The organism is Microbacterium sufflavum (assembly GCF_023101165.1).
GTDB classification, from domain to species: domain Bacteria; phylum Actinomycetota; class Actinomycetes; order Actinomycetales; family Microbacteriaceae; genus Microbacterium; species Microbacterium sufflavum.
This window is the reverse complement of sequence record NZ_CP078076.1, coordinates 2,113,376-2,138,240: the sequence shown is the minus strand read 5'-3', so window position 1 is coordinate 2,138,240 and position 24,865 is coordinate 2,113,376. Positions and strand designations below refer to the sequence as shown.

The following is a 24,865-nucleotide window of genomic DNA, read 5'->3' as shown; positions in this document are numbered from 1 at the left end:
AACCGCATGACCCTCCCCGCCCCGACCCGCCCGACCACGACCCGCGCCGCCGTGCTCACCGCGCACGGCGAGCCGCTCACCCTGCAGGACCTCCCGCTGCCGACCGAGATCGAGCCGGGCGCCGCCCTCGTGCGCATCGCCTGCACGACCCTGTGCGGCACCGACATCGAGATCTGGGAGGGCCGGATGACCTTCCCCGGCATGCTCCCGATGGTGCTCGGCCACGAGATGGTCGGCGAGATCGTGGCCACCGGACCCGACACGCGCGACGCCCTCGGCCGCCCGCTCTCCCCCGGCGACCGCATCGGCTGGTCGGAGTCCACGTGCGGCGAGTGCCACGGCTGCGTCGTGCTGCGCGAACCCGTCGCCTGCTCGCGCCGCGGCTACGGCTTCCTGCAGCGGTCCGACGTACCGCCGTACGCCACCGCCGGGCTGTCGGAGTACGCCTACGTCACCCCCGGCGCCGCGAAGCTGCTGCTGCCCGCGGCGGTGAAGGACACCTGGGCGTCGATGGCGGGCTGCGCGGCCAAGACCGTGCTGCGCGCGTTCGAGCGCGCCGGCCGCATCCGCCCCGGCTCCCGCGTCGTGGTGCAGGGGTCGGGCGCGCTCGGCATCTTCGCCACCGCCGTCGCCACCATCGCGGGCGCCGGGCAGGTCATCACGGTCGGCGCCCCCGCCGCCCGGCTGGAGCTCGCCGCCCGCTTCGGCGCCGACGCCGTGGTCGACTTCCGCGACGGGCCCGTCGTCGACCAGGTCATGGAGCTCACGGGCGGCCACGGCGCCGACCACGTGTTCGACTTCGCGGGCGCCCCGAGCGTGGGTCCCGACGCGGTGGGCATGGCGGCGCAGCGCGGCACCATCGCGATCGTCGGCTCCACCGGCCCCGCGGGCGACGGCTTCCCCCTCAGCACGATCATGGGCAAGGAGCTCACGGTCGTCGGCTCGCTCAACGGCGACATCTCCGACTACGCCCACGCCATCGACTTCTTCACCGCGTTCGCCGACCGCTTCCCCTGGGACGACCTGTTCAGCGCCCCGGTCGGTCTCGCCGAGGCCTCCGCCAAGATCGCCCACATGCACCACCTCGATGAGGTCAAGGCCGTCATCGACCCGAGCCTCTGAGGAGCACCATGACCACCCCTCTCCCCCGTCGCGAGATCGGCCGCAGCAGCCTGCACGCCTCCCTGTTCTCGCTCGGCTCGTGGCACACCTACGACCGCATGGACTTCGCCGACGCCGTCGAGCTGCTGCGCCAGGCGACCGACCGCGGCGTGAACCTCTTCGACGTCGGCGTCTACTCCGCGCCCGGCGCCCCTCCGGTGTTCACCGACGTGATCTTCTCGGCCATGGTGCGCGCGGCGGGTCTGCGCCGCGACGAGTGGCTGCTGTCGTCGAAGCTGTGGCTGGAGGCCTTCGGTGACGACGGCTTCCGCCCGCAGCTCGAGAACGCCCTGATGCGGGTGGGCGTGGAGCACGCCGACCTCGTGATCCTGGGCGACCTGCGCCGCGACGACCTCGACCTGCGCGACCTCGTGCTCGACCTCGCGCGCCTCGCCGATGCGGGACTCATCCGCGCGTGGGGCGTGAACAACTGGTCGGCGTCGTCCATCCAGCGCCTGCTCGACCTCGCCGCGGCGGAGGGCGTGCCCGGGCCGCAGATCGCGCAGCTGAAGTACAGCGTGGCACGGCGCTCGATCCCCGACGGCGAGCCGTTCGCGCGGCTCTGGGAGCAGGGCCTCACGCTGCAGGCCTCCGACTGCCTGGAGGGCGGCGTGCTCGCGGGGAACGTGAAGGGCGACCGCCAGATCGGCCGCGACCCCGGCGACATCCGGGAGCGGATCATCGCCGACGTGCCGGCGTTCACGGCGCTCGCGGAGTCGCTCGACACGACCCCGGCCCAGCTCGGCATCGCGTTCACACTCACACACCCCGCCCTCACGACCACCCTGTTCGGCGCCTCCCGCGTGGCACAGCTGCACGCGAACCTCGACGCCGCCGACCTCGTCGACCGCATCGGCGCCGACGAGCTGCGCCGCCTGGTCGAACCCTTCTGGGCCGACCGCGGCGTGGTCGACCCCGAAGGCCCCTGACACCGTCCGCAGACCCCCACACACCCGCCCCGCCCCACGCCGCCCCCGCCCCCGCCCCCGCCCCACTGAGGAGAGACATGACCGCCACCGCCGCCGGACACCCCACCGTCCCGCCCGTCCCGTTCGACCCCGAGGTGCAGGCCGTGCTGGACGAGATCGCGAAGAACCCGCAGCCTCCCCTCACCCGCGACACGCTGCCGCGCGAGGGCGTCGACCGGATGTTCCCCGACAACGACACCGTCATCGCGGGCCGCCCGATCGTGTGGGAGGACCGCGTGATCCCCGGCCCCGCGGGCGCACCCGACATCGAGATCACGGTGTTCCGCCCCGCGGATTCCGCGACCGAGGTGCTGCCCGGGTTCGTGAACATCCACGGCGGCGGCATGATCGTCGGCCACCGCTCGTGGGAGACCGCGCGCGTGGTCGACATCGTCGCGGAGCACCGCGTGGTCGCCGTGAACGTGGAGTACCGGCTCGCCCCGGAAGACCCGTACCCCGCCGGTGTGGAGGACTGCTACGCGGCGTTCGTCTGGACGCACGAGCACGCCGCCGAGCTCGGCATCGACCCGGAGCGCCTCGTCGTCGGCGGCGGCAGCGCCGGGGGCGGGCTCACGGCCGCGGTCGCCCTGCTGGCGCGCGACCGGAAGGGCCCGGTCATGGCGGGGCAGCTGCTGCTGTGCCCCATGATCGACAACACCAACACCTCGGTCGCCAGCTTGCAGTACGACGGCATCGGCACGTGGCAGCGCGACATGAACCTGCTGGCGTGGTCGTGCGTGCTCGGCGACGACCTCGCGTTCAGCGACGAGGCCCCCGCCTACGCGGCCCCGAGCCGCGCGACCGATCTGTCCGGTCTTCCCCCCGCGTACATCGAGGTGGGCGAGGCGGAGACCTTCCGCGACGAGGACACCGCCTACGCGCTCGGCATCTGGGCCACGGGCGGCCAGGCCGAGCTGCACGTGTGGGGCGGCGGCGCGCACGGCTTCGACATGTACATGCCGGAGGCGGAGATCACCCGGGCCGCCCTCGCCGCACGGTCGTCGTGGCTGCGCCGGATCTGGCGGGCCGCCCGATGACCGCGCCCGCTCCCGTGCCGTACGACCCCGAGCTGGTCGCCGGGCTCGACGCGTTCGTGCAGCTCGTGGAGGGCATCCCGCTGCGCGCCGACACCATCCACGCCAACCGCGACCACTTCGCCACGATCATCCCGCCCATCGCGGTGCAGGCCGAGGGCAGGGCGGTGACGTGGGAGGACCGCGTGATCCCCGGCCCCGCCGGTGCGCCCGACCTGGAGGTCACGATCGTGCGGCCGTCCGCCCCCGCGACCGGGCCGGCGCCCGCCGTCCTGTCGATCCACGGCGGCGGCATGGTGCTCGGCACCCGCTTCTTCGGCACCGCCGAGCTGATCGACCTGGCCGACCGGCACGGCGTCGTCGGCGTCGCGGTGGAGTACCGCCTCGCGCCGGAGCATCCGGGCCCGGCGCAGGCGGAGGACTGCTACGCGGCGCTGGAGTGGATGGCCGCGCACGCCGACGACCTCGGCATCGACCCCGACCGCATCATCGCGTCGGGGCAGAGCGCGGGCGGCGGGCTGTCGGCCGCGGTGGCCCTGCTCTCCCGCGACCGCGGCGGACCGCGGCTGGCCGGGCAGCTGCTCGGCTGCCCGATGCTGGACGACCGCAACGAGACGCCGTCCGCCCGGCAGTACGACGGCTTCGGCGCCTGGGACCGCAACAACAACGACACCGCGTGGGACGCCATCGCCGGAGACGACCGCTTCACCGACCGGGTCTCGCCGTACACGGCCCCCGCACGCGCCACCGACCTGTCCGGACTCGCCCCCGCGTTCATCGAGGTCGGGGCTGCCGAGACCTTCCGCGACGAGGCCGTGGACTACGCGCTGCGCATCTGGGCGACCGGCGGTCAGGCCGAGCTGCACGTGTGGGCCGGCGGGTACCACGGCTTCTCCGGGTTCTCGCCGGAGGCCGAGGTGTCGCTGGCGGCGGTCGCGGCGCGGGAGAGCTGGCTGCGCCGCGTGCTGCGCCCGGGCGGATGAGCATCCCGGCGCGCCCGGAGCCCGCCCGCATGGGCACGCTCCGGGCGATGCTCGTGCTCGGGATGCTGGAGGCGTTCGGGCCGCTGTCGATGGACCTGTACCTGCCGCAGCTGCCGCAGCTCGCGGCGTCGCTCGGCACGACCGAGGCGCTCGCGCAGGTCACGATGTCGGCGTGCATGATCGGCCTGGGTCTCGGGCAGCTCATCGCCGGTCCCCTCAGCGACCGGCTGGGCCGGAAGCGTCCGCTCCTCGTCGGCGTAGCCGCGTTCGCGGTGCTGTCCGCCGTGTGCGCGGTCGCCCCGAGCATCGAGCTGCTGCTGGTGGCGCGGTTCCTGCAGGGCCTCGCCGGATCGGCGGGCATCGTCATCTGCCTCGCGGTCGCGCGCGATCAGTTCGAGGGCGTGGAGCTGTCGCGCATGCTGTCGCTGCTGTTCCTGGTCTCGGGCACGGCCCCGATCATCGCCCCCGTGGTGGGCGGCCAGCTCGCACGGGTCATGGACTGGCGCGGCATCTTCGGCGTGCTCGCGGCGGTCGGGGTCGTGCTGCTGCTCGTGGTCGTGTTCGCCCTGCCCGAGACGCTGCACCCCGACGACCGGCACGGCGGCGGCCTGCGCACGCTCGGCGGTCACGCGGGCGCCGTGCTCCACGACCGCCTGTTCGCCGCGGTGCTGTGCGCCTCGGCGGGCGGCGGGGTGGCGTTCTTCACCTACCTGTCGATGTCGTCGTTCGTGCTGCAGGACGAGTTCGGGCTGAGCCCGCAGGCGTTCAGCCTGGCGTTCGCGGCCGGGGCGCTCGCGAGCATCGTGGGCAGCCAGACGAGCCGGCTGGTGGTGCGACGGTGGGGCCCGCTCCGCGTGTACCTGGGCGGCAGCACCGCGACGCTGCTGGCGACCGCGACCTTCCTGGTGCTGGCCGTCGCCGGGACCGGGGTGACCGGGGTGATCGCGGCCCTGGTCGGCTTCATGCTGTGCTCCGGCGTCGGCGGCCCGAACGGGCAGACCCTCGCGCTCGCGCACCACGGTTCGCGCGCGGGCACCGCATCGGCCCTGCTCGGCATGTCCACCTTCCTGTTCGGGCCCGTGCTGGCCCCGGTCGCGGCGGGCGTCGGCGGCACGAACGCCATGACCATGGCCGTGACCATGACCCTCGCGGCCGCCGTCGCCGCGGTCGCCGCGTGGGCGTTCGTGCGTCCGGCCGCGCGCACCTGAGCCGCCCGGTCAGGTCGCCCGACTCCCGCCCGCCCCGCGGTCAGAAGCCGAGGCACATGACGGCGACGCCCGCGGCCATCGCCCACGACTCCGTGGCGAGCAGACGCCCGGTGCGACCGTGGTGCTGCGGAGGCACGAACCACGCCGCCGCCACGGTCCACAGCACGACCGCGGCGACCCCGATCATCACGAGCGCCGAGAGCACGCCCCCGAGGCCGTGCCCGCCGTGGCCGGTCGGCGTGACGGCGCGCTCGACCGAGGAGACCACGACGGATCCGTCGAACGCGCACACCGCCATCACGAGCGACACCAGCGCCCGGTGACAGCAGGTGGCGGCGGCCGCGGTGCCGCGCACGCCCATGGTGCCGAGCATTGCGGAGACCAGGAGCACCGCGCCGAGCGCGAGCCGCGTCAGGGCGTCGACCGCGGGGATCGCGAGCACGAGCATCCCGGCGGCCATCACCAGCGCCGACTGCCTCCCCTGCCACGGCACCGCCCGCCACGCCGCCACGCACGCGACGGCGGAGACGAGCGCGGCGGCGGCCATCAGCCACGGTGCTGCGGGGACGAGGGGTTCCACGGTCGCAGTATATTGATCGAGCGCTCAATATCGCTAGACCCGACCGTCTACGAGAGGATGGGCACGTGCCCCGCATCGTCGACCACGATGAGCGCCGCCGGCAGATCGCCGACGCGCTGCTCGCCGTCGCCGCCCGCGACGGCCACGAGAGCGTGTCCTCCCGCGCGGTCGCGAAGGAGCTCGGGGTGGCCACCGGTTCGCTGTGGCACTACTTCGACGGGTTCGACGACGTCGTCCGCGCGGCCGCCGCCGAGGTCACCCGCCGCACCGACCAGCGCATCGCCGAGGCCACCGCGGGGCTGCGCGGCCTCGCGCGCCTCGACGCCCTGATGCGCGAGGTGCTGCCGGTCGACGAGCGCACCCGCACCGAGGCGCACGTCGTGGTGGGGTTCTGGGGGCGCCTGGCCACGCTCGCCCCCGCGCCCGACGCGGCCTCCCCGACCCTCGCGACCTGGCAGGACAGCATCCGCGAGGCCCTGCAGGAGGCGGTCGACGACGGAGAGCTGCGGCCGCAGACGCCCACCGCGGCGGTCATGGCACTGCTGCGCTCCATCACGTACGGCCAGCAGATCGTCGAGGTGACCGAGCCGCAGCCCGCCGCGGCCCACCTCGCAGTGCTCGACGGCATCCTCGCCCCCTGGCGCGCCTGACCCGCGAGCCGGCGCTTGTGCACCCGCGTCCGCGCGGCCTATCATCGTGCCATCCCGTTTCTTGAGCGTTTGCTCGAAAATAGTGAGGTCGACGATGTCCCACCACGCCCCGCAGCCCGTCTCCGTCGAGAAGATCGCGGTTCCGCACCCGCTCGACCCGCTCACCGGTGCCGAGATCGCCGCCGCCCGCGCGGTGCTGGAGGCGGCCGGACTGATGACCGAGACCACCCGCGTGCCGATGCTGCTGCCCGACGAGGCCACCAAGGAGGAGCTCGCGGCGTGGAGCCCCGGCTCCCCCATCGATCGCCGCGCCGACGTGACGCTGCTCGACACCGCCACGGGCGTCGCCACCGAGGTGATCGTGTCGATCACGCGCGGGGAGATCGTGCGCAGCGAGCGCGTGCCCAACGACGCCCCGCCGTACGGTCAGCCGCAGTACCTGTTCGAGGAGTACGAGCGGGCCGAGGCCATCGCGAAGGCGTCGCCCGAGTGGCGGGCCGCCATGGAGCGGCGGGGCCTCGCGGAGCACATCGACCTCGCGTTCTGCTCCCCCCTCGCCCCCGGCTACACGGGTCGCGCCGACGAGGTGGGCCGCCGCGTCATCCGCTCGCTCACCTTCCTCAAGTACGACGAGAACGACTCGCCGTGGGCACACCCGGTCGAGGGCCTGATCGTGCACATCGACCTCACCGCGAACAGCGTGATCCGCGTGGAGGACGAGGGGGATGTGCCGGTGCCCGCGGGTCACGGCAACTACTACCCCGAGGTGCAGGGCGAGGCGCGCACGACGCTCATGCCCATCGAGATCACCCAGCCGCAGGGCACGAGCTTCCACGTGTCCGGCTCGCTCGTCGAGTGGGAGGGCTGGTCGATGCGCGTCGGCTTCAACGCCCGCGAGGGCCTCGTGCTGCACGACGTCTCGTTCCAGGGGCGCTCCGTGCTGCACCGCGCGAGCGTGCCCGAGATGGTGGTGCCCTACGGCGACACGGCCCCCGGGCGATTCTGGATCAGCTACTTCGACGCGGGCGAGTACCTGCTCGGCAAGAACGCCAACCACCTGGAACTGGGGTGCGACTGCCTCGGCGTGATCCGCTACCTCGACGGCTACGTCGCCGACGACCACGGCCACCCGGTGCGCATCCCGAACGTGATCTGCATGCACGAGGAGGACTTCGGGATCCTGTGGAAGCACACCGATCTCGCGGGCCGATCCGACGTGCGGCGCTCCCGGCGCTTCGTGGTGTCGTACTTCTCCACGATCGGCAACTACGACTACGGCTTCTACTGGAACTTCGGACTGGACGGCTCGATCGAGGTGGTCGCCAAGGCCACGGGCATCGTGTTCGCGGGCGCCGGGGAGCCGGGCGTGCGGCAGAAGCACGCCACCGAGCTCGCGCCAGGGGTGTTCGCCCCCGTGCACCAGCACCTCTTCTGCGCCCGGCTCGACGTGGCGATCGACGGCTCCGACAACCGGCTCGTCGAGGTCGACGCGCAGCGGGTGCCGATGGGACCGGAGAACCCCTTCGGCAACGCGTTCTCCTGGTCGGAGACGGTGCTGGAGACCGAGCACGCCGCACAGCGCGAGGCCGACACCTCGGTCGCCCGGGTGTGGGAGGTGCAGAGCGCCTCGCGCACGAACCACGTCGGCCGCCCCACCGCCTATCACCTGGTGCCGGAGCCGACCGCACTGCTGATGGCCGACCCCGCCTCGTCGGTGGCGGCGCGGGCGACGTTCGCGACCAAGCACCTGTGGGCGACGCGCTACGAGCACGGGCAGATCTGGCCGGCCGGCCGCTACCCCAACGCGCACCAGGGCGGCTCCGGCCTCCCCGAGTACAGCGCGGGCGACCGTCGCATCGACGGCGAAGATCTGGTGCTGTGGCACACGTTCGGCCTCACGCACTTCCCGCGCCCGGAGGACTGGCCGATCATGCCCGTCGACTATGCGGGCTTCTGGTTCAAGCCCTCCGGCTTCCTCGACCAGAACCCGGCGATGGACGTGCCCGAGTCGTCGCAGGCCCACGGCGGCGCCGCGGCCTCGTCGTGCTGCGGCGGCGGGGCGGACTGCACCTGCGGCCACTGACGAGCCGCGTCCTCCGCCCGCATCCGTCGCGGGCGGGGGTCAGGCGAGGGCGGAGATCGCGTCGCGGAGGATGCCGTCGGCACCGGCGAGCGCGGTCGCGGCGGTCTCGACGGGAGCAGCCGTGGCGAGCATGAGCAGGGCGAGCTTGACCGAGCCCTGCGCCTGCTGCAGTGCCGAGGCGGCCTCGTCGACGCCGACCCCCGACAGCTGCGACACGGTGCGGATCGACCGCGCGTGCAGCTTCTCGTTGGTGGCGAGCAGGTCGACCATGACGCCGCGGTACGTCTTGCCGAGCTTGATCATGGAGAGCGTGGTAAGCATGTTGACCACGAGCTTCTGCGCCGTGCCCGACTTCAGGCGCGTGGAGCCGGAGATGAACTCGGGCCCGGTCACGACCTCGATCGGGATGTCGGCCACCGCGCCGATCGCCGAGTTCGCGTTCGACGCGATCGCCACGGTCAGCGCGCCGACGCTGCGGGCGTACTCGAGCCCACCGACGACGTACGGCGTGCGACCGGACGCGGAGATGCCGACCACCGTGTCGCGCTCGGTGAGGTCGAGCGCGCGCAGCGAGTCTCCGGCGGCCTCCTCGTCGTCCTCGGCGTTCTCGACGGCGGAGCGGATCGCGGTCTCGCCGCCCGCGATCAGGCCGACCACCATGGAGGGGTCGGTGCCGAAGGTGGGCGGGCATTCGCTGGCGTCGAGCACGCCGATGCGCCCGGCCGTCCCCGCGCCGATGTAGATCAGGCGTCCCCCGCGGCGGAACCGCTCCGTGATGCCGTCGACCGCGGCGGCGATCTCGGCCGTCCGCTCGGCGACGGCCTCGGGCACCCGACGGTCCTCGGCGTTCATGCGGCGCACGAGCTCGGTCGTCTCGAGCAGGTCGAGGTCGCCGCGCTCGGTCGTCGACGCCTCGGTGTCGAGCGTCTCCAGGACGGAGAGGAGGGCGGCGAGGCGGGAGTCGTCATTCGGCACGGTGCACGAACCTTTCGTGAGGGAGGTCGACGCGGCGGGTCAGCAGCAGCGCGCCGGCCAGGGCATCGCCCCGCGCCGGGACGACACGACGGCCGGCCGCACGCAGGGAGGAGCTCAGGGTGTCGCGGAACCAGGCGTGATCGGCGAGCCCGCCGTGCACGGCCACGTCGGTCGTGATGGCGGAGGCGGCGACCGCGCTGGTGGTGAGCAGGCGCACGGCCTCGGTCGCGATCGCGGCGGCGACGTCGTCTCCGGCTTCGGCGGCGTCGAGCACGAGCGGGGCGAGGGTCGCCAGGCGCCGGGCGAGCGCGCCGTCGCCCGCGAGCCAGGCCTGCACGTCGGACGGGGCCCCGACGGGTCCCGCGACGGCGGCGGTGAGAGCGGTGGGGCCGGCCAGGCCGTCGGCGGCGCGGAGCACGGCCCGCAGCGTCTCGCGCCCGAGCCAGGAGCCGCTGCCGAGGTCGCCGAGCTCCGGGCCCCAGCCGTCGATCAGCCGCGCGCCGTCCGCGTCGATGCCGAGGGCCGCGGCGCCGGTGCCCGCGATGAGCAGCACGCCCGCTCCCCCGTCGAGTGCTCCGGCTTGGGCGGTCACGACGTCGGAGGCGACCGCGACGCGGGCCCCGGTGCGCGCCGCGAGCAGACCGGCGAGCTCGACGGCCGCGTCCGGCGCGAACCACGCGCCGGCCGCTCCCACGCCGATCGCATCGAGCCGCGGGAGCCCGTCGAGCAGCGGGAGGATGGCGTCGAGGGCCGCGGTCACGCCGCCGGCGGACGCCAGACCCGGGGCGCCGAGGCCCGAGCGCTCCACGCGCGGTTCCGCGTGCACGACGACGCGGCAGCGGGACTTGCCGAGATCGACGGTGGCGGTCGGCGGGGCGCTCATCGGCTCTCCTCGGGGACGCGGTGGAAGTAACGAAAAGAGACTACATGCGAAGTAGACTCACTGAAAAGAATTTACCATTCTTGTCACGACCCCCGTCACGACATACTTGAGAATCCCACATCCCCGGAGGACCGATTGAGCATCCAGTCGACGATCGAAGCGGCCGCATCGACGCTGCCGCCCTCGCTCGCCCGCATCGCGACGGTGGTCCGCGAGAACCCCTCGATCGTGATCGACAAGACCATCAACGAGCTCGCTGAGGAGTGCCAGACCTCGGTCGCCTCCGTCGTGCGGTTCTGCCGCGCCATCGGCTTCAGCGGCTACGCCCCGCTGCGCATGGCCCTCGCGACCGAGCTCGGCAAAGAGGCCGCGCAGTTCTCGGCCCGCGGCGCCTTCGGCTCGGAGATCTCCGACGAGGACACGCTGCAGGAGGCGGTGTCGAAGCTCGCGGCGCTCGAGCTCCTGGCCATCGAGGAGACCGTCGCCCAGCTCGACTTCGACGTGCTCGAGGCCGCCATCGACGCGATCGACGGCGCCGACCGCATCCTGCTGTACGGCATCGGCGCGAGCCAGTTCGTGGCGGAGGACCTCGCGCACAAGCTGCTGCGCGTCGGCCGCAACGCGCACGTGCTCGCCGACCCGCACGAGGCCGTCGCGGCGACCGTGCTGCACGCGGCCCCCACCGTCGCGATCGGCTTCTCGCACGCGGGGTCGACGATCGAGACCGTGCGGTTCCTGGAGACGGCGCGCGCGAACGGCGCCGCGACCGTCGCCGTCACCTCGGCCAAGGACTCCCCGCTCGCGCACGCCGCCGATCACGCGCTGTTCACCGAGGTGCGGGAGTCGGCCTTCCGCGCCGGAGCCATGGTCAGCCGCATCGCGCAGCTCACCCTGGTCGACTGCCTGTTCATCGGCGTGGCCAAGCGGCGCTACGCCGAGACCGTCGACGCCCTGCGCCGCACCCGCCAGGCCACGCACGCCCTGCGCGACTGATCGCGCCGTCGCGCCTCAGCCGCGTCCGATCGAGCCCGCCGTGCGCAGGAACACGATGATCCAGCTGAAGATCAGCACCGCCGCGATCAGCTCCACGGCCGTGAGGTTGTAGTACCCCACCGCGAAGAACGCGCCGAGCAGCACGATCACCAGCACGTACGCCCAGCCGAGCCCGACGAACACCCGCGGGATGGCGGGCAGGAACCACGGCAGCCCGACCACGACCACGGCGAACACCACGGCCATGCCGGTCGCGACCGTGTTGTGCAGCAGGAAGAACTCGTCCACCGGGAAGAGCCCGACGCACGCGAGGAAGATGCCCATCAGGATCAGGCCGCCGCGCACCACGAGGCGTCCGCGCCGCTCGGCCTGATCGTCGGCGGGCAGCCCGGCCGTGGCATACCGCGCGATCGTCGTGACCATCACCCCCGCGATCACCAGCGTGGCGTTGAACGCGACCGAGGCGCTGTTGCTGCTCATCCCGAGCGCCGACAGGTTGTCGCGCCACCAGTGCACGTCGCTCGACGCCAGCATGCTCGCGAACGCCCCGACCACGAGGAACACCGCCAGCACGAGCGACAGCACCATCGGCGTGAGGGCCACCGCGCTGAGGAACGACACGTACGCGGTCAGCGCGAAGGCCACCGCCATCAGGATCGCGCCGGGGAACGGGAACACCGGGGCATCCACGAAGCTGCGCTCCAGCAGTTCCGCGATGCCCAGCCAGCCCAGGTAGGCGATCGCGGCGTGGGCGAAGGCGATCGCGAGCAGGTCGTACCAGCGCAGCCGGTCGCCCGGCACGCTGAAGCCGTCGCGCACGGCGGTGGGGTCGGGCTGCTCCGGCCGCACCGCCAGGCGCCCCAGAGCGAACGCGAGCGCCGCGGTGGCCGCGCCTCCGTACGCCGCGAACACGCCGATCGACCCGGTGCCGCTGATCGACAGCTGATGGCCCCAGAACACCGGCAGCGCCACGACGAACCCGAGCACCAGGAACGCCGCGCCCACGATGAGGGCCGTCGCCTCGTACACCGCTTCCGGTGTGCCCGGTCCGCGCACCTGGCGCAGCACCCGCAGGACTCGATCCGCGAGCATCCTCATCGCCCCGTCACTCACGGTCCACATCCTAGAAGGCATCCCCTTCGCGCGGTCCCGGTGATACCATCGCGGAACGGATCGTATACAACGTCGTCGTTCCTTCCACCAGCCCGAGGTGATCAGTCATGAACGGTGCACTCGCCGCCCCCGCCGAATCGGTGTCGACTCTGGTCGCGCGCAACATCAGCGACTTCCGCGCCGCCGTCTCGGAGTCCTTCGTCCCCCTCCAGGTCACCACCGCGGGTGCCGACCAGTTCCGCGGCGTGATCCGCGGCGCCTCGGTCGACGAGGTGCACGTGAACGACATCCGTGCCACCTCCCACGTGGTCGAGCGCACGTCGGAGCTGATCGCCCGCGGTGACCGCTCGTACTTCAAGGTGAGCCTCATGCTCGCCGGCACCGGGCTGCTCATCCAAGACGACCGGGAGGCCGTGCTGCAGGCCGGCGACCTGGCCGTGTACGACACCGACCGCCCGTACTCGCTCGTGTTCGACCAGGACTTCCGCACCATGGTGGTGATGTTCCCGAAGCACCTCATCAGCCTCCCCGCCGACATGATCGGGCAGCTCACGGCCGTACGCATCTCGGGGCAGGAGGGGCTGGGCGGCATGGTCGTGCCGTACCTCACGCAGCTCGCGGGCAACCTCGACCAGCTCGCCGGCACGACCGGCGCCCGCCTCGCGCACAGCGCGCTCGACCTGGTCACGACCGTCTTCACGCGCGAGCTCGGGCTCGATCAGGCCTCGGCCGATCCGCACCGAGCTCTCATGCAGCGCATCCGCTCGCACATCGACCGGAACCTCGCCTCGACCGATCTGGGCCCGGCGACCATCGCCGCCGCGCACTTCATCTCGACGCGGCACCTGCACGGACTGTTCCAGGAGCAGGGGGTCACGGTCTCCACCTGGATCCGCACGCGCCGCCTGGAGCAGTGCCGCCGCGACCTGCTCGACCCGATGCTCGCCGACCGCCCCGTCGCCGCGATCGCCGCCCGCTGGGGCTTCGTCGACGCCGCGCACTTCAGCCGCGCGTTCAAGACCGCCTACGGCATCTCCCCCAGCGAGTACCGCACCGCCCACTGACGCCGCCCCCGCGCCGCCCGCGGTGCGCGGTGCGGTGCGCGGGGCGGTGCGGGATCACAAACGCGCCTCCCAGGCCCACCTCCGGCCCCTTTCCGACCCCGCACTCCGCGACCCCACCGCCCCGCCGCATCCGGGATCACAAACGCGCCTCCCACCCCCACCCCGGCCCCTTTCCCACCGCACACCCCGGGACGCACCTCGCACCTCGCACCCCGGGACGCACCGCACCTCGCACCCACCGCGCACCTCGCACCGCGCACCCCGGGACGCACCGCACCGGGCTTGCCCGGGAGGGCACGCCGGTTGACTCTCGGCGCGCGATGGGGAGCGCGCGCTTGAGCGGCTGCCGGGCCCGGATCGAGCATGAGGCAAGCGCACCGCGATGACGCGGTGCCCGGGGCGAGGATGCCCCGCCGCGTGCGACGTCAGGACCCCCATGACCGACATCACCGCCGACCCCGCGCTGGACGAGTGGCGCACCTACGACGAGTTCGCCGCCGGCATCGACACGTACCGGCTGCCGAACACCGGACTCGCCGGCACCGCGTTCACGCTCACCCTCGACGACGGCGGCAGCCTCGCGCTCCGCTTCGACGAGGAGTCGGCGCACTGGGACGGCCTCGGCGCCTCGGGCCGCGACCCGTACGACGCGGTCCGCGTGCGCGACGACGTCGTGTTCGTCAACCTGCCGCTCACCAGCCGCGAGCGCGAAGCCCTCACGATCGTGTTCTGCACCTCGACCCGTCGCGCGACCGTCGTCCGCTCCCGCATCGCCGCGGAGGCCGTGGAGGGCACGCCCCAGGTCGGGCAGGACTTCTGGGCCGCGACGATCGACGGGGGCGAGGCGACGGGTGAGGTGCCGGGCCCCAGCCGCGACCTGATCGGCAAGCGCAACGTCTACCGCTACAGCCCGCACCACCTGTACGAGCACGTGTACGTGTCGAGCCAGCGCTACGCCTGGCAGTGCCTGGAGGGTGTGCAGCGCGGCCACGGCGACATGGACCTGTCGACCGTGTGGAAGTTCGCCGACGGCCTGTACCTGTTCTGCTTCCGCGAGTTCCGCATCGCGGTCGCGAGCGTGTGGCTGCACGACCTCGGCTATCAGCTGATGACCACGGGCATCTTCCTGGGCCTCAACGGCGACGGCGAGTCGGAGCACTCCCGCGCCGGCGGCCACATCTACCCGCTGGGCGCCGTCGCCTACCCCGACGTGCAGCCCGTCTGACCCGAGGAGCCCCCGATGAGCGATGCAGACCTGGTCCGCGAGCACTACGCCGCCAACGACCGCGGCGACCTCGACGGCATGCTGGCCCCGTTCGCCGCCGACATCGAGTGGACGGAGGCCGCCGGCTTCCCCTACGCCGGCACCTACATCGGCCCGGAGGCGGTGGCCGAGAACGTGTTCGGCCGCATCCAGGAGGAGTGGGACGACTACACCGTCGCGATCGACGAGGTGGTCGACGGCGGCGACGTCGTGGTGGGGATCGGCACCTACTCCGGCACCTACAAGCGCACCGGGCGCTTCTTCGCCGCCCGCGTCGCCCACGTCTGGCGGGTGGCGGGCGGCGAGATCGTCGCCTTCGAGCAGTTCACCGACACCGAGCTCGTGAACCGCGCGCTGCGCGACTGACCACCCACGAACGCGACACAGCACCACCGAACACGAGAGGCAGGAAGCACATGAACAGACGAGCAACCGGCACCGCGGCAGTCCTCGCCGTGGCCGCCCTCGCTCTCGCCGGCTGCGCCGGCGGGGACGGCGCAGGCGGGGGCGACGGCGCCCCCATCGTCGTCGGATCCGTGAACACCATCAGCGGCCCGGCGACGTTCCCCGAGGCCTCGCAGGCGGCCGCGGCCGTCTTCGACGCGTTCAACGACGACGGCGGGCTCGACGGCCGGAAGATCGACTACAAGATGCTCGACGACAAGGGCGATCCGGCCACGGCAACCGCCTCGGCGCGCGAGATCGTCGGCAGCGACGGAGCCGTCGCGCTGGTCGGCTCCGCGAGCCTGATCGAGTGCGAGATCAACGCCAAGTACTACGAGCAGGAGGGCATCCTGTCTCTGCCGGGCATCGGCGTCGACACCGGCTGCTTCGACAGCGACAACATCTCGCCCGCCAACGTCGGGCCGTTCAACGACATGACCCTCACGCTGCAGTACGGCTCCGAAGTGCTCGGCCTGGACGACATCTGCATCCTGCTGGAGATCGCCGGATCCACCCGCCCCACGTATCAGGCGGCCATCGACAAGTGGACCGAGATCACCGGCAAGGAGCCGAAGTACATCGACGACACCGTGCCGTACGGCGCGTCCGACTACACGCCCTACATCGTCAAGGCGCGCGACCAGGGCTGCAAGGCCCTCGCGATCAACCCGGTCGAGCCCGACGCGATCGGGCAGGTCAAGGCCGCGAACGCGCAGGGCTGGGACGACGTGACCTGGCTGTACCTCACCAGCGTGTACAGCGAGAACTTCGCCGACGCGATCGACGACGCCGGTGCGGGCATCTACGTCCCCGCGGAGTTCTACCCGTTCACCGACGACAACGAGATCAACGCCGACTGGCGGAAGCTGATGGAGGCCAACGACATCCCGCTCACCTCGTTCAGCCAGGGCGGCTACCTCGCGGCGACGTACTTCATCGAGGTGCTCAAGAGCATCGACGGCGACATCACCCGCGAGAGCGTCTCGGAGGCCCTGAAGAGCATGGAGCCGATCGAGAATCCGATGGTGGGCACGCCCTACGCCTTCGGCACGCAGAACACCGCGGGCTGGCCGATCATCCTGAAGTCCGGCACCAACGCCTGGGAGAAGGTCGCGGACGACTGGCTGCGCATCGGCGAGTAGTCCCCGCGTCGACGGGCTCGGCGACCCGCCCGGTCGCCGAGCCCGTCGGACACCCCTCCCCCTCACCAGAAAGGACGCCTGATGCTGCAAGGCGCCATCGCCGGTCTCGCCGCCGGCGGCCTCTACGCCGTGCTCGGCGTGTGTCTCACCCTCATGTCGCGGCTCGTGCGCGTCGTGAACTTCGCGCAGGCCGCGACCGGCATGTTCGGGGCGTTCACGGCCGTCTGGTTCGTGCGCGAGCTCGGGCTGCCCATCTGGCTCGGCTCCGTGCTGGGCGTGCTGGTGGCGGGGCTGCTGTCCGCCGCGATCGGCTTCATCGCGGCCACCTGGCTCTCCGAGGCCTCCACCACCACGCGCTCCGCCATGACCGTGGGCCCGCTGCTGCTGCTCATCTCGCTGTCGTTCATCCTGTTCGGCAACAAGCCGCAGCCGTTCACGCCCATCATCGCCGGTCCCGCCTTCTCCCTCGGGGGTGTCGTGATCAGCCAGGTCACGGTCGCGACCGTGCTCATGGCGATCGTCACGGCCGTGGTCGTGCGGGTCGTCCTGCGCCGCACCAGGGTGGGCACGCAGCTGCGCGCCCTGTCGGAGCGGCCCACCACCGCCGAGCTGCTCGGCATCCGCTCGCGTCCGCTGTCGATCGCGGTGTGGTTCGTGACCGGGGTGATCAGCGCGATCGCGATCATCATCGTCGCGCCCTCGCAGTCCAACGACGCCACCAGCCTGTCGATGCTGATCGTCCCCGCGGCCGCCGCCGCGCTGCTCGGCGGTTTCCGCCGTCTCGATCTCGCCGTCGTCGGCGGCCTGGTGCTGGGCGTGCTCGGCGGGCTCGTCGCCCAGATCGACGAGGTCGCGCTCGTGCGCAACTTCCTCCCGTTCCTGTTCATCGTCGTCCTGCTGCTCTGGACGCAGCGCAAGGAGGTGTGGGATGCCGCTCGCTGACCGCCCCTGGTTCCGTACCACCTGGCCGTTCGCCGTGGCCGCCCTCGGCATCGGCGCCGGCGCGATCCTCAGCGCCGCCCTGCCCGGGTACTTCGTCTTCCTCGCGATCAGCGCGGTGACCGCCGCGATCGCGATCCTCGGACTCGGCATCGTGACCGGCTCTGCCGGCATGATCGCCCTGTGCCAGCTCACGTTCGCCGCGGTCGGCGCGTGGATCGTGTCGCTGCTGAACGTGATGCAGGCGCCGGGCGGCTTCCTCGTCTGGCTCGTGTGCGGCGGGGTCGCGGCTGGCCTCGTCGGGATCCTCGTCGGGCTGCCGGCGCTGCGCCTGCGCGGGGTGAACCTCGCGGTGGTCACGCTGGGCTTCGCGGCCGCCGCCGACGTGACGCTCGTGCAGATCCAGTTCCCCGGATCGGCCGACGGCATCGCGGTCGAGCGCCCCGGGCTGTTCTCCAACGACCGGCAGTTCTTCTTCCTCTCCATCATCGTGCTCGCGGTGTGCGCGCTCGGGGTGTTCTTCCTCCAGCGCGGCCGCTGGGGGGCGAGCTGGAAGGCCGTGGCGTTCTCCGAGCGCGGCACCGCCGCGGCCGGTCAGAGCGTCCGCTCCGCCAAGCTCACCGCGTTCGCGGTCTCGGCGGCCCTCGGCGGCATCTCCGGCGGGCTGCTCGCCGGGCAGGTGCAGCTGCCGTTCGCGTCGAGCTTCACGCCGCTGCAGTCGCTCGCGCTGTACGTGCTGGCGATCATGTCGGGGGCGCACCTGATCGACATGGCCATCTTCGGCGGGCTCCTGTGGGTGCTGGTGCCCGAGCTGCTCAAGCGCTGGGGCGTGCCGCAGGACTGGGGCTTCGTGGTGTTCGGCGTGCTGGGCGTGCAGGCCCTCACCAGCGGCACGAACCTGGGCCAGGGCATCCGCAACCTGATCTACCGCCGCGCCGACCGCCGCACGGCGAACGCCGACCTCACCGCGCTGCCCGACGACGCCGCCGCCGACGCGGCCGCCATCACCACCACGACCACCGCGACCGTCGACGAGGCGGCCCTCGACGGCGCGCCCGTGCTCACGGTCGACGGCCTCACGGTGCAGTTCGGGGCACTCAAGGCCCTCGACGACGTGTCGTTCACGGTGCCCGCCGCGTCGATCATGGGTCTCATCGGGCCGAACGGCGCGGGCAAGTCCACGTTCGTCGACGCCATCAGCGGGTTCCTGCCGCAGCACGACGGCCGGGTGCTGCTCGGCGACCGCGACCTCGCCGGGCTCTCCCCCACGCGGCGCGCCCGGCTCGGACTGCGCCGCACGTTCCAGCAGGACCGCGTGCCGCCCGCGCTCACGGTGGGCGCGTACGTGCGCTTCGTCGCGCGACGCCGGCTGGCCGCGGCCGACATCGACGAGGTGCTGGCGTTCTTCGGCTGCCCGCCCGCGCGCTCCCGCCTGTCGAGCGTGGACGTGGGGACGCGGCGGCTGGTGGAGGTCGCGGCGAACGTGGCCGCCCGTCCGCGGCTGCTCATCCTCGACGAGCCCGCCGCCGGGCTGTCGCACGAGGAGCATCTCGCGCTCGCCGCGCGGCTGCGGGAGCTGCCCGCCCGCTACGGCGTGGCGCTCATCATCATCGAACACGACCTCGACCTCGTGCGCTCCGTGTGCCCGACGCTCACGGTGCTCGACTTCGGGCGCGTGCTGGCGAGCGGTCCGCAGGCCGAGGTCCTCGCGAACCCCGACGTCGTGAAGGCGTACATGGGAGAGACGGAGCTGCTGACATGAGCGAACTCGTGCTCGACGGCGTCACGGTGAGCCGCGGCGCCGGACCGGTGATCTCCGACGTGTCGCTGCGGGTGTCCGGCGGCGAGGTGCTCGCCCTGGTCGGCCCCAACGGCGCGGGCAAGACCAGCCTGATCGAGTCGGTGTCGGGTGTGACGCCGCACTCGGCCGGGACGATCACGCTCGACGGCGACCCCATCGACCGGCTGTCGCGCGTGACCAGGGCCCGCCGTGGCATCGTGCACATCGAGCAGGGGCGGGCCGTGTTCCCGTCGCTGACCGTGCGCGAGAACCTCTCGCTCACCGCGCGCACCCCTGCCGAGGTGGACGCCGTGCTCGCCCAGTTCCCCGAGCTCGAGAAGCGCATCGACGCCCCCACCGCGCTGCTCTCCGGCGGCGAGCAGCAGATGGTCGTGCTGGCGAGGGCATTCGCCGCGAAACCGCGGATCCTGCTGATCGACGAGATGTCGCTCGGCCTCGCCCCCGTCGTGTTCCTGCGGCTCATGCCGATCGTGCAGTCCATCGCGCAGTCCGGGGTGGGCGTGCTGCTCGTGGAGCAGTTCACGCAGCTGGCCCTCGGGCTCGCGCAGGAGGCGGTGGTCGTGGCCGGCGGACGGGTGTCGTTCCAGGGCAGCCCGCAGGCGCTGCAGGACGACCCCGCCCTGCTGCACCGCGCCTACCTCGGCGGCTGAGACAGGCTGCGGGGGTTAGCCTGAGCGGATGACCGAGATCCTCCGCGCCCGCGCCGCCCTGCTCGACATGGACGGCACCCTCGTCGACTCGACCGCCGTGGTGGAGCGCCTGTGGCTGGCGTGGGCGGAACCGCACGGGCTCGACCCCGAGACGGTGCTGCGGGTGGTGCACGGACGCCAGGGCCATCAGAGCATGGCGATCCTGCTGCCCGAGCGCGACCACGCGATCAACCTGCACGAGAACGAGATCATGCTCGCCACCGAGGCCGGCGACGTGGACGGCGTGGTCGGCATCGCCGGGGCCGACCGGCTGCTGGCGGCGCTGGAGACGGTGCCGCACGCGATCGTGACCTCGGCGAACGTGGCGCTCATGACCGCCCGGATGCAGGCCGCGGGGCTGACGGTGCCCGAGCTGGCGGTGACCGCGGAGAACGTGTCGGCGTCGAAGCCCGACCCCGAGGGGTTCCTGCTGGCGGCCCGCATGCTCGGCGTCGCTCCGGCCGAGTGCGTCGTGTTCGAGGACTCCGGCGCGGGCATCCAGGCCGGGCTCGCCGCGGGCATGCGCGTGGTCGGGGTGGGCCGGCACGCGGGGGCGCACGCGCCGACCGTGCACGTCGACGACCTCACCGCCGTGACCCTGACGCACCTCGACGACGGCTTCGAGCTGCGCATCGGCTGACGACGCGGCGACGGCACCCGCCGCCGCGCCCCGGGTCACATGCCGGCGTGGTCGAACGCGATCGTGGGGACGTCGACCACGTGCGAGCCGCCGTCCGCGACGATCACGGCACCGGTGATGTACGACGACTCCCCCGAGCCGAGGAAGCGCACGACCGAGGCGATCTCCGCGGGGCGGGCCGGACGCCGCAGCGGCACGTCGGCCGTGACCGTCGCATAGGCCTCCTCGCGGGAGCCGAGACCCGCGTGCGACGCGAACTCGTCCATCTCCTCGTCGGCCATCGGCGTCTGCACCCACCCGGGGCAGATGGCGTTGACGCGCACCCCGTGCCGCCCGTAGTCGCGGGCGAGCGTGCGGGTGAGGCCGATCAGCGCGTGCTTGCCGACCGTGTACCCGGCCACGGACGGCCCCGCGAACAGTCCGGCGAGCGACGACACGACCACCACCTGGCCCTTCGCCTCGATGAGCGCCGGCAGGGCCTCGCGGGCCATCGTGAACGCGGTCGTGAGGTTCGCGCGGATCGCGGCCTCCCAGCTCGCGTCGTCGGTCTCGGCGACGGGCGAGAAGCCGTGGCCGCCGGCGTTCGCGACCAGCACGTCGATGCGGCCGAAGCGCGCGAGCACCTCGGCGACCGCGGCCTTCGCGGAGGCGGTGTCGGCCGCATCCGCCACGATCGGCAGGGCGCCGACCGCCCGCTCGACCTCCTGCAGTGGTTCGGGACGACGGCCGACCACGACCACGTGCGCGCCCTCGGCCGCGAAGCGCTCCGCGACGGCGGCGCCGATGCCCGTGCCGCCTCCGGTGATGACGACGACGCGTCCGGAGACGCTCGATCCGACCACGGTTGCCATGTGTGCTCCTGTTGTGTGTTCTGGCGCGCGGGGCGCCGCGGGGCCGGACGCGGGTGCGTCAGGCGGGGAAACCCGAACGGGCGGTGAAGCCGAAGTCGCTCAGCAGGGTGGTGCCGTTGACCGCCCTGCTGCGCGGCGACACCAGGTAGGTCACGTGCGCCGCCACCTCCTCGGCGCTCTGCACGGGGAAGGCGGGGTCGTCGAAGGCGTCCGCGCCCAGGTCGCCGCGGCTCATCGGGGTGTCGACCACGGAGGGGGCGACCGCGTTGACCCGCACCCCGGTGCCGGCCAGGTCGACCGACAGCGCCCGGCCGAACTGCACCAGCGCGGCCTTCGAGGCGCAATACGGCGCCATGCCGGGCGAGGCGACGACGGCCGAGTCGCTCGCGAGCAGCACGACCGAGGCCGAGCGGGCGGCCCTCAGCGTCGGCAGGGCGTGCTTGAGCACGAGGAACGCGCCGGTCACGTTGACGGCGAGCACGCGGTTCCAGTCGGCGAGCGCGGTGTCCTCGACCGCGGTGCCGACGGGGCCGGAGACCCCGGCGCAGCACACGACCGCGTCGAGCCCGCCGAGCGCCGCGACTCCGGCCGCGACCGCCGCGGACACCTGCTCCTCGTCGGTCACGTCGGCGGCCAGCAGCACGGGGTCGGCGCTCCCGCGCTCGACGCAGCCGCGGGCGGTGTCGCGCAGGGCGGACGCGTCGCGGTCGAGCAGGGCCGTGCGCACCCCCTCCGCGGCGAGCGCGAGCGCCACGGCCCGGCCGATGCCGCTGCCCGCGCCCGTGATGAGGGCCGTCGTCCCGTCCAGCCGCAGCTCCATGTGGTCCTCCCTGCCGCCCGGTGCCCGGCGGTGCGCGGGGAACGGCGGCGGTGTCGTCCCGGTCATCCTGCTCCCCGCGCCACGGCGTCAGCACGGGCGTGTGCGGGGTGTGCACGGTGGCACCATCGTCCTTCGCTCACGGTCAAGTGCGGCGCCGGGCCGACGAGCAGACTCGCTCTATCGACGATTCCCCTCGTCGTCGATGCCGTGTCCGCACGGCCGTCACCGAGCAAAGGAGCCGACGTGGCAGAGCAGCTGTCCGCGTCCACGACGCCGCACCACACCTCCCTCCGACCGGGCGCCCTCGGCGTCGCCGGCATCGTCTTCCTCGTCCTGGCCGCGGTCGCCCCGCTGACCGGGATCGTGGTCGTCGCGTCGCTGGCGATCGCCCTCGGCAACGGCGGAGGGACCCCGATGTCCTTCTTCCTCGTCGCGGCGATCCTGCTGCTGTTCGCGGTGGGCTACGCGCAGATGTCGAAGCAGCTGGTCAACGCCGGCGGGTTCTACGCGTTCGTCGTGAAGGGCCTCGGCCGCACCGGCGGCCTGGTCGCCGGACTCATCGCCACGCTCGGCTACAACTTCTTCGTGGTCGGCACGATCGGCACGAGCGGCTTCTTCATGCAGACGATCATCCGCGACCTCACCGGCCTCGACGTGAACTGGCTCGTGTGGGGTCTGCTGTCGATCGTGGTGTGCTTCGTGCTGGCGCGCATCGGCGTGGACTTCAGCTCGAAGATCCTCGGGGTGTGCCTCGTGCTCGAGGTGCTGATGCTCGTGATCTTCGACGTCTCGGTGCTCGTGCAGACCGGCTACGACGTGTCGGCGTTCAGCCCGGAGGCCGTGTTCTCCGGATCGCTGCCCATCGGCCTGCTGCTGGCGGCGACCGGCTTCCTCGGCTTCGAGGCGACCGCGCTGTTCAGCGAGGAGGCCAAGCAGCCGCTGCGCACGATCCCCCGCGCCACCTACACCTCGATCATCGCGATCGGCGTGATCCTCGGCGTCACCACGTGGGCCGTGGTGAGCGCGACCGGCGTGGCGCAGGCGCAGGCCACGGCGCTGGAGCACCTGCCCACCGGCGACCTGATCTTCTCGCTGTCGCAGCAGTACCTGGGCGGCCCGCTGACCACCGTCATGATGGTGCTGCTGCTGGTGAGCCTGTTCGCCGCGATGCTCGCGTTCCACAACTCCGCCACCCGCTACCTGTACTCGCTGGGCCGGGCGAAGATCCTGCCGCAGGCGCTCGCCCGCACCCGCGCGAACGGCGCCCCGCAGCTCGCGGGCATCGTGCAGGCCGGGTTCGCCGGCATCGTCGCGATCCTGTTCGCGATCGCCGGCGCCGACCCCATCCTCACGCTCGTGCCCGCGATGCTGGGCTTCGGCACCCTGAGCGTGCTGATCCTGCAGGGGCTCGCCGCGATCTCGATCGTCGTGTACTTCCGCCGCCAGGGCGACCCGCGCTGGTGGAGCACGTTCATCGCGCCGGGCATCGGCTTCCTCGGCATCGCCGCGATCTCGATCCTCGCGATCGTGAACTTCAACATCGTCGCCGGCTCCGAGGAGCTCGCGATCCGGCTGATGCCGCTGCTGCTCGTGCTCGCGCTGATCGGCGGCATCGTCTACGCCGCCTACCTCAAGCGCTCCCGGCCCGCCGTGTACGACGGGCTCGCCACCGACCTGGAGAGGGTCAGCGCCCGCTGATCCGCTCCGCTCCCCCGCCCTCCGAAGGAAGGAACCCCATGACGACGACGCTGAACCCCGCAGACACCTCCACGTGGCTGCCGCTGGAGGGACTCGCCCCCGGCTTCGACGCCAACAAGGCCCCGCACAGCACGGCGCTGAGCGGCCGCGAGATCACCGTGGTCGACGGCCGCGGCACCCGCATCGTGCACCGCTTCGACGACTCCACCGTCACGTGGGACTACCGTCCCGGCGCCGACGACAGCACCGAGGCCGCGAGCGACACCGACGACTACGAGGCGTTCGAGGTCGACGACGAGCTGTACTTCGTGCAGTTCCACCACCGCTACCTGCCGAACGAGGCCGTGTCGCTGATCCTCGACCTGCGGCACGGGCGCTCGCTGGCCGTGATCTCCGACATCCTCCCCGCCCCCGAGCAGGGCCGCACGCGCGTGCAGCACCACTTCGCGCCGGGCACCATCGAGGGCACGGAGGTGACCGGCGCCGAGGCCGCCCCGACCACGACGCTCATCGGACGTCGCGTGGAGTGGGTGTACAGCGAGGAGCACGCCTACGAGCACGTGTACCTGTCGCCGCGGTGGTACTCGTGGCAGTGCCTCGCCGGCCCGGAGCGCGGCCTGGCCGACACCGACGAGAACAGCGTGTGGGAGGTGCGACCGGGCATCTACGTGTTCGCGTGGCGCGAGAAGGTCATCCCGTGCGCGTCGGTCACCATCGCCGACCACCGTGACGTGAACGCGATCCGCTCGCACGGCGTGCTGTTCGGCCTGGACGAGTCGGGCGAGGTGCCGACGCACTTCACGTTCGGCGCCTACGGACGACTGCTGTCGACCACGCACCACACGCCCGAGCTCGAGCCCGCGACCTTCGGAGACGCCTGAC

The 24,865-nt window shown here is 72.6% G+C and carries 24 protein-coding genes; 18 read left to right on the top strand and 6 right to left on the bottom strand.

All coding sequences use genetic code 11. From position 1 onward, the window contains the following. The first annotated feature begins 6 nt into the window (after positions 1-6). From KV394_RS10430 to KV394_RS10410, 5 genes are all read left to right on the top strand, one after another. On the top strand, positions 7-1,122 hold the full coding sequence (locus tag KV394_RS10430) for a zinc-binding dehydrogenase (RefSeq protein WP_247981390.1): 1,116 nt from the start codon (positions 7-9) through the stop codon (positions 1,120-1,122). A gap of 8 nt (positions 1,123-1,130) precedes the next feature. Beyond that, entirely contained in the window at positions 1,131-2,090 is a 960-nt protein-coding gene (locus KV394_RS10425) for an aldo/keto reductase (protein ID WP_136029025.1), read from the top strand. Between the two features lie 77 nt (positions 2,091-2,167). Further along, positions 2,168-3,166, top strand: a complete 999-nt coding sequence (locus KV394_RS10420) for an alpha/beta hydrolase (protein ID WP_136035479.1) — start codon at positions 2,168-2,170, stop codon at positions 3,164-3,166. Further along, positions 3,163-4,146 (top strand): alpha/beta hydrolase, encoded by a 984-nt coding sequence (locus KV394_RS10415; RefSeq protein ID WP_136029021.1) that lies wholly within the window; start codon positions 3,163-3,165, stop codon positions 4,144-4,146. Before KV394_RS10420 ends, KV394_RS10415 begins: the two co-directional genes overlap by 4 nt. Further along, on the top strand, positions 4,143-5,354 hold the full coding sequence (locus KV394_RS10410; RefSeq protein ID WP_247981389.1) for a multidrug effflux MFS transporter: 1,212 nt from the start codon (positions 4,143-4,145) through the stop codon (positions 5,352-5,354). The genes KV394_RS10415 and KV394_RS10410 overlap by 4 nt, the downstream gene beginning before the upstream one ends. Positions 5,355-5,394: 40 nt before the next feature. On the opposite strand, the gene KV394_RS10405 is transcribed toward KV394_RS10410, so the two are convergent. Further along, positions 5,395-5,934: a hypothetical protein gene (locus KV394_RS10405; protein WP_247981388.1), complete on the bottom strand. Its 540-nt coding sequence runs from the start codon at positions 5,932-5,934 to the stop codon at positions 5,395-5,397. A 65-nt stretch (positions 5,935-5,999) separates the two neighbouring features. Between KV394_RS10405 and KV394_RS10400 the strand changes: the two genes are divergently transcribed. Together KV394_RS10400 and KV394_RS10395 are read left to right on the top strand one after the other, a co-directional pair. Then, positions 6,000-6,584 (top strand): TetR/AcrR family transcriptional regulator, encoded by a 585-nt coding sequence (locus KV394_RS10400; RefSeq protein WP_247981387.1) that lies wholly within the window; start codon positions 6,000-6,002, stop codon positions 6,582-6,584. A 94-nt stretch (positions 6,585-6,678) separates the two neighbouring features. Beyond that, a complete protein-coding gene (locus KV394_RS10395; protein WP_247981386.1) occupies positions 6,679-8,667 on the top strand; it encodes a primary-amine oxidase in 1,989 nt (662 codons plus the stop codon). Positions 8,668-8,706: 39 nt separating this feature from the next. Here the strand turns inward: KV394_RS10395 and murQ are convergent, their stop codons facing one another. Continuing rightward, complete coding sequence (murQ, locus tag KV394_RS10390) at positions 8,707-9,642, bottom strand: N-acetylmuramic acid 6-phosphate etherase (RefSeq protein WP_247981385.1); 936 nt, start codon at positions 9,640-9,642, stop codon at positions 8,707-8,709. Further along, on the bottom strand, positions 9,632-10,525 hold the full coding sequence (locus KV394_RS10385) for an N-acetylglucosamine kinase (protein ID WP_247981384.1): 894 nt from the start codon (positions 10,523-10,525) through the stop codon (positions 9,632-9,634). Before KV394_RS10385 ends, murQ begins: the two co-directional genes overlap by 11 nt. A 135-nt stretch (positions 10,526-10,660) precedes the next feature. On the opposite strand from KV394_RS10385, the gene KV394_RS10380 reads away from it, so the two are divergent. Continuing rightward, positions 10,661-11,518, top strand: coding sequence for a MurR/RpiR family transcriptional regulator (locus tag KV394_RS10380; protein WP_136034182.1), 858 nt, complete (start codon positions 10,661-10,663; stop codon positions 11,516-11,518). A 15-nt stretch (positions 11,519-11,533) separates the two neighbouring features. On the opposite strand, the gene KV394_RS10375 is transcribed toward KV394_RS10380, so the two are convergent. Then, positions 11,534-12,631: a DUF998 domain-containing protein gene (locus KV394_RS10375; RefSeq protein WP_206251579.1), complete on the bottom strand. Its 1,098-nt coding sequence runs from the start codon at positions 12,629-12,631 to the stop codon at positions 11,534-11,536. A gap of 107 nt (positions 12,632-12,738) precedes the next feature. Between KV394_RS10375 and KV394_RS10370 the strand changes: the two genes are divergently transcribed. From KV394_RS10370 to KV394_RS10335, 8 genes are all read left to right on the top strand, one after another. Then, positions 12,739-13,695 carry an AraC-like ligand-binding domain-containing protein gene (locus tag KV394_RS10370; RefSeq protein WP_136034184.1) on the top strand — a complete coding sequence of 319 codons (957 nt, stop codon included), beginning with the start codon at positions 12,739-12,741 and terminating at the stop codon, positions 13,693-13,695. A gap of 436 nt (positions 13,696-14,131) precedes the next feature. Next, on the top strand, positions 14,132-14,920 hold the full coding sequence (locus tag KV394_RS10365; RefSeq protein WP_136044488.1) for a MoaF C-terminal domain-containing protein: 789 nt from the start codon (positions 14,132-14,134) through the stop codon (positions 14,918-14,920). A gap of 15 nt (positions 14,921-14,935) precedes the next feature. Continuing rightward, complete coding sequence (locus tag KV394_RS10360) at positions 14,936-15,325, top strand: nuclear transport factor 2 family protein (protein ID WP_136034188.1); 390 nt, start codon at positions 14,936-14,938, stop codon at positions 15,323-15,325. Positions 15,326-15,375: 50 nt separating this feature from the next. Next, positions 15,376-16,545, top strand: a complete 1,170-nt coding sequence (locus KV394_RS10355) for an ABC transporter substrate-binding protein (protein WP_136034190.1) — start codon at positions 15,376-15,378, stop codon at positions 16,543-16,545. Positions 16,546-16,626: 81 nt separating this feature from the next. Continuing rightward, positions 16,627-17,487, top strand: a complete 861-nt coding sequence (locus tag KV394_RS10350) for an ABC transporter permease subunit (RefSeq protein ID WP_136034191.1) — start codon at positions 16,627-16,629, stop codon at positions 17,485-17,487. Continuing rightward, entirely contained in the window at positions 17,474-19,246 is a 1,773-nt protein-coding gene (locus KV394_RS10345; protein ID WP_136034193.1) for a branched-chain amino acid ABC transporter ATP-binding protein/permease, read from the top strand. The genes KV394_RS10350 and KV394_RS10345 overlap by 14 nt, the downstream gene beginning before the upstream one ends. Further along, positions 19,243-19,935: an ABC transporter ATP-binding protein gene (locus KV394_RS10340; protein WP_136037087.1), complete on the top strand. Its 693-nt coding sequence runs from the start codon at positions 19,243-19,245 to the stop codon at positions 19,933-19,935. Before KV394_RS10345 ends, KV394_RS10340 begins: the two co-directional genes overlap by 4 nt. A gap of 28 nt (positions 19,936-19,963) precedes the next feature. Further along, complete coding sequence (locus tag KV394_RS10335; RefSeq protein ID WP_136034197.1) at positions 19,964-20,614, top strand: HAD-IA family hydrolase; 651 nt, start codon at positions 19,964-19,966, stop codon at positions 20,612-20,614. Positions 20,615-20,649: 35 nt separating this feature from the next. Here KV394_RS10335 and KV394_RS10330 read toward each other — a convergent pair whose 3' ends face one another. Both KV394_RS10330 and KV394_RS10325 read right to left on the bottom strand, forming a co-directional pair. Further along, the gene (locus KV394_RS10330; RefSeq protein WP_136034199.1) at positions 20,650-21,465 is read right to left on the bottom strand and encodes an SDR family NAD(P)-dependent oxidoreductase; all 816 of its coding nucleotides are present in this window, start codon (positions 21,463-21,465) and stop codon (positions 20,650-20,652) included. A gap of 58 nt (positions 21,466-21,523) precedes the next feature. Continuing rightward, the gene (locus tag KV394_RS10325) at positions 21,524-22,351 is read right to left on the bottom strand and encodes an SDR family NAD(P)-dependent oxidoreductase (RefSeq protein ID WP_247981383.1); all 828 of its coding nucleotides are present in this window, start codon (positions 22,349-22,351) and stop codon (positions 21,524-21,526) included. Positions 22,352-22,528: 177 nt separating this feature from the next. Here KV394_RS10325 and KV394_RS10320 point away from each other — a divergent pair, with 177 nt between their 5' ends. After that, positions 22,529-23,983: an APC family permease gene (locus KV394_RS10320; RefSeq protein WP_136029148.1), complete on the top strand. Its 1,455-nt coding sequence runs from the start codon at positions 22,529-22,531 to the stop codon at positions 23,981-23,983. Positions 23,984-24,021: 38 nt separating this feature from the next. Then, entirely contained in the window at positions 24,022-24,864 is an 843-nt protein-coding gene (locus tag KV394_RS10315) for a molybdenum cofactor biosynthesis F family protein (protein WP_136036980.1), read from the top strand. Position 24,865 lies beyond the last annotated feature (1 nt).

What these genes read in the sequence shown, in the direction of transcription:
- KV394_RS10430 (WP_247981390.1), top strand. Translation starts at nt 7, where the DNA reads ATGACCCTCCCCGCCCCGACCCGCCCGACCACGACCCGCGCCGCCGTG.
- KV394_RS10385 (WP_247981384.1), bottom strand. Translation starts at nt 10,525, where the DNA reads ATGAGCGCCCCGCCGACCGCCACCGTCGATCTCGGCAAGTCCCGCTGC.
- KV394_RS10370 (WP_136034184.1), top strand. Translation starts at nt 12,739, where the DNA reads ATGAACGGTGCACTCGCCGCCCCCGCCGAATCGGTGTCGACTCTGGTC.
- KV394_RS10315 (WP_136036980.1), top strand. Translation starts at nt 24,022, where the DNA reads ATGACGACGACGCTGAACCCCGCAGACACCTCCACGTGGCTGCCGCTG.
- KV394_RS10335 (WP_136034197.1), top strand. Translation starts at nt 19,964, where the DNA reads ATGACCGAGATCCTCCGCGCCCGCGCCGCCCTGCTCGACATGGACGGC.
- KV394_RS10410 (WP_247981389.1), top strand. Translation starts at nt 4,143, where the DNA reads ATGAGCATCCCGGCGCGCCCGGAGCCCGCCCGCATGGGCACGCTCCGG.
- KV394_RS10350 (WP_136034191.1), top strand. Translation starts at nt 16,627, where the DNA reads ATGCTGCAAGGCGCCATCGCCGGTCTCGCCGCCGGCGGCCTCTACGCC.
- KV394_RS10365 (WP_136044488.1), top strand. Translation starts at nt 14,132, where the DNA reads ATGACCGACATCACCGCCGACCCCGCGCTGGACGAGTGGCGCACCTAC.
- KV394_RS10330 (WP_136034199.1), bottom strand. Translation starts at nt 21,465, where the DNA reads ATGGCAACCGTGGTCGGATCGAGCGTCTCCGGACGCGTCGTCGTCATC.
- KV394_RS10345 (WP_136034193.1), top strand. Translation starts at nt 17,474, where the DNA reads ATGCCGCTCGCTGACCGCCCCTGGTTCCGTACCACCTGGCCGTTCGCC.
- KV394_RS10415 (WP_136029021.1), top strand. Translation starts at nt 3,163, where the DNA reads ATGACCGCGCCCGCTCCCGTGCCGTACGACCCCGAGCTGGTCGCCGGG.
- KV394_RS10340 (WP_136037087.1), top strand. Translation starts at nt 19,243, where the DNA reads ATGAGCGAACTCGTGCTCGACGGCGTCACGGTGAGCCGCGGCGCCGGA.
- KV394_RS10420 (WP_136035479.1), top strand. Translation starts at nt 2,168, where the DNA reads ATGACCGCCACCGCCGCCGGACACCCCACCGTCCCGCCCGTCCCGTTC.
- KV394_RS10360 (WP_136034188.1), top strand. Translation starts at nt 14,936, where the DNA reads ATGAGCGATGCAGACCTGGTCCGCGAGCACTACGCCGCCAACGACCGC.
- KV394_RS10325 (WP_247981383.1), bottom strand. Translation starts at nt 22,351, where the DNA reads ATGACCGGGACGACACCGCCGCCGTTCCCCGCGCACCGCCGGGCACCG.
- KV394_RS10395 (WP_247981386.1), top strand. Translation starts at nt 6,679, where the DNA reads ATGTCCCACCACGCCCCGCAGCCCGTCTCCGTCGAGAAGATCGCGGTT.
- KV394_RS10425 (WP_136029025.1), top strand. Translation starts at nt 1,131, where the DNA reads ATGACCACCCCTCTCCCCCGTCGCGAGATCGGCCGCAGCAGCCTGCAC.
- KV394_RS10355 (WP_136034190.1), top strand. Translation starts at nt 15,376, where the DNA reads ATGAACAGACGAGCAACCGGCACCGCGGCAGTCCTCGCCGTGGCCGCC.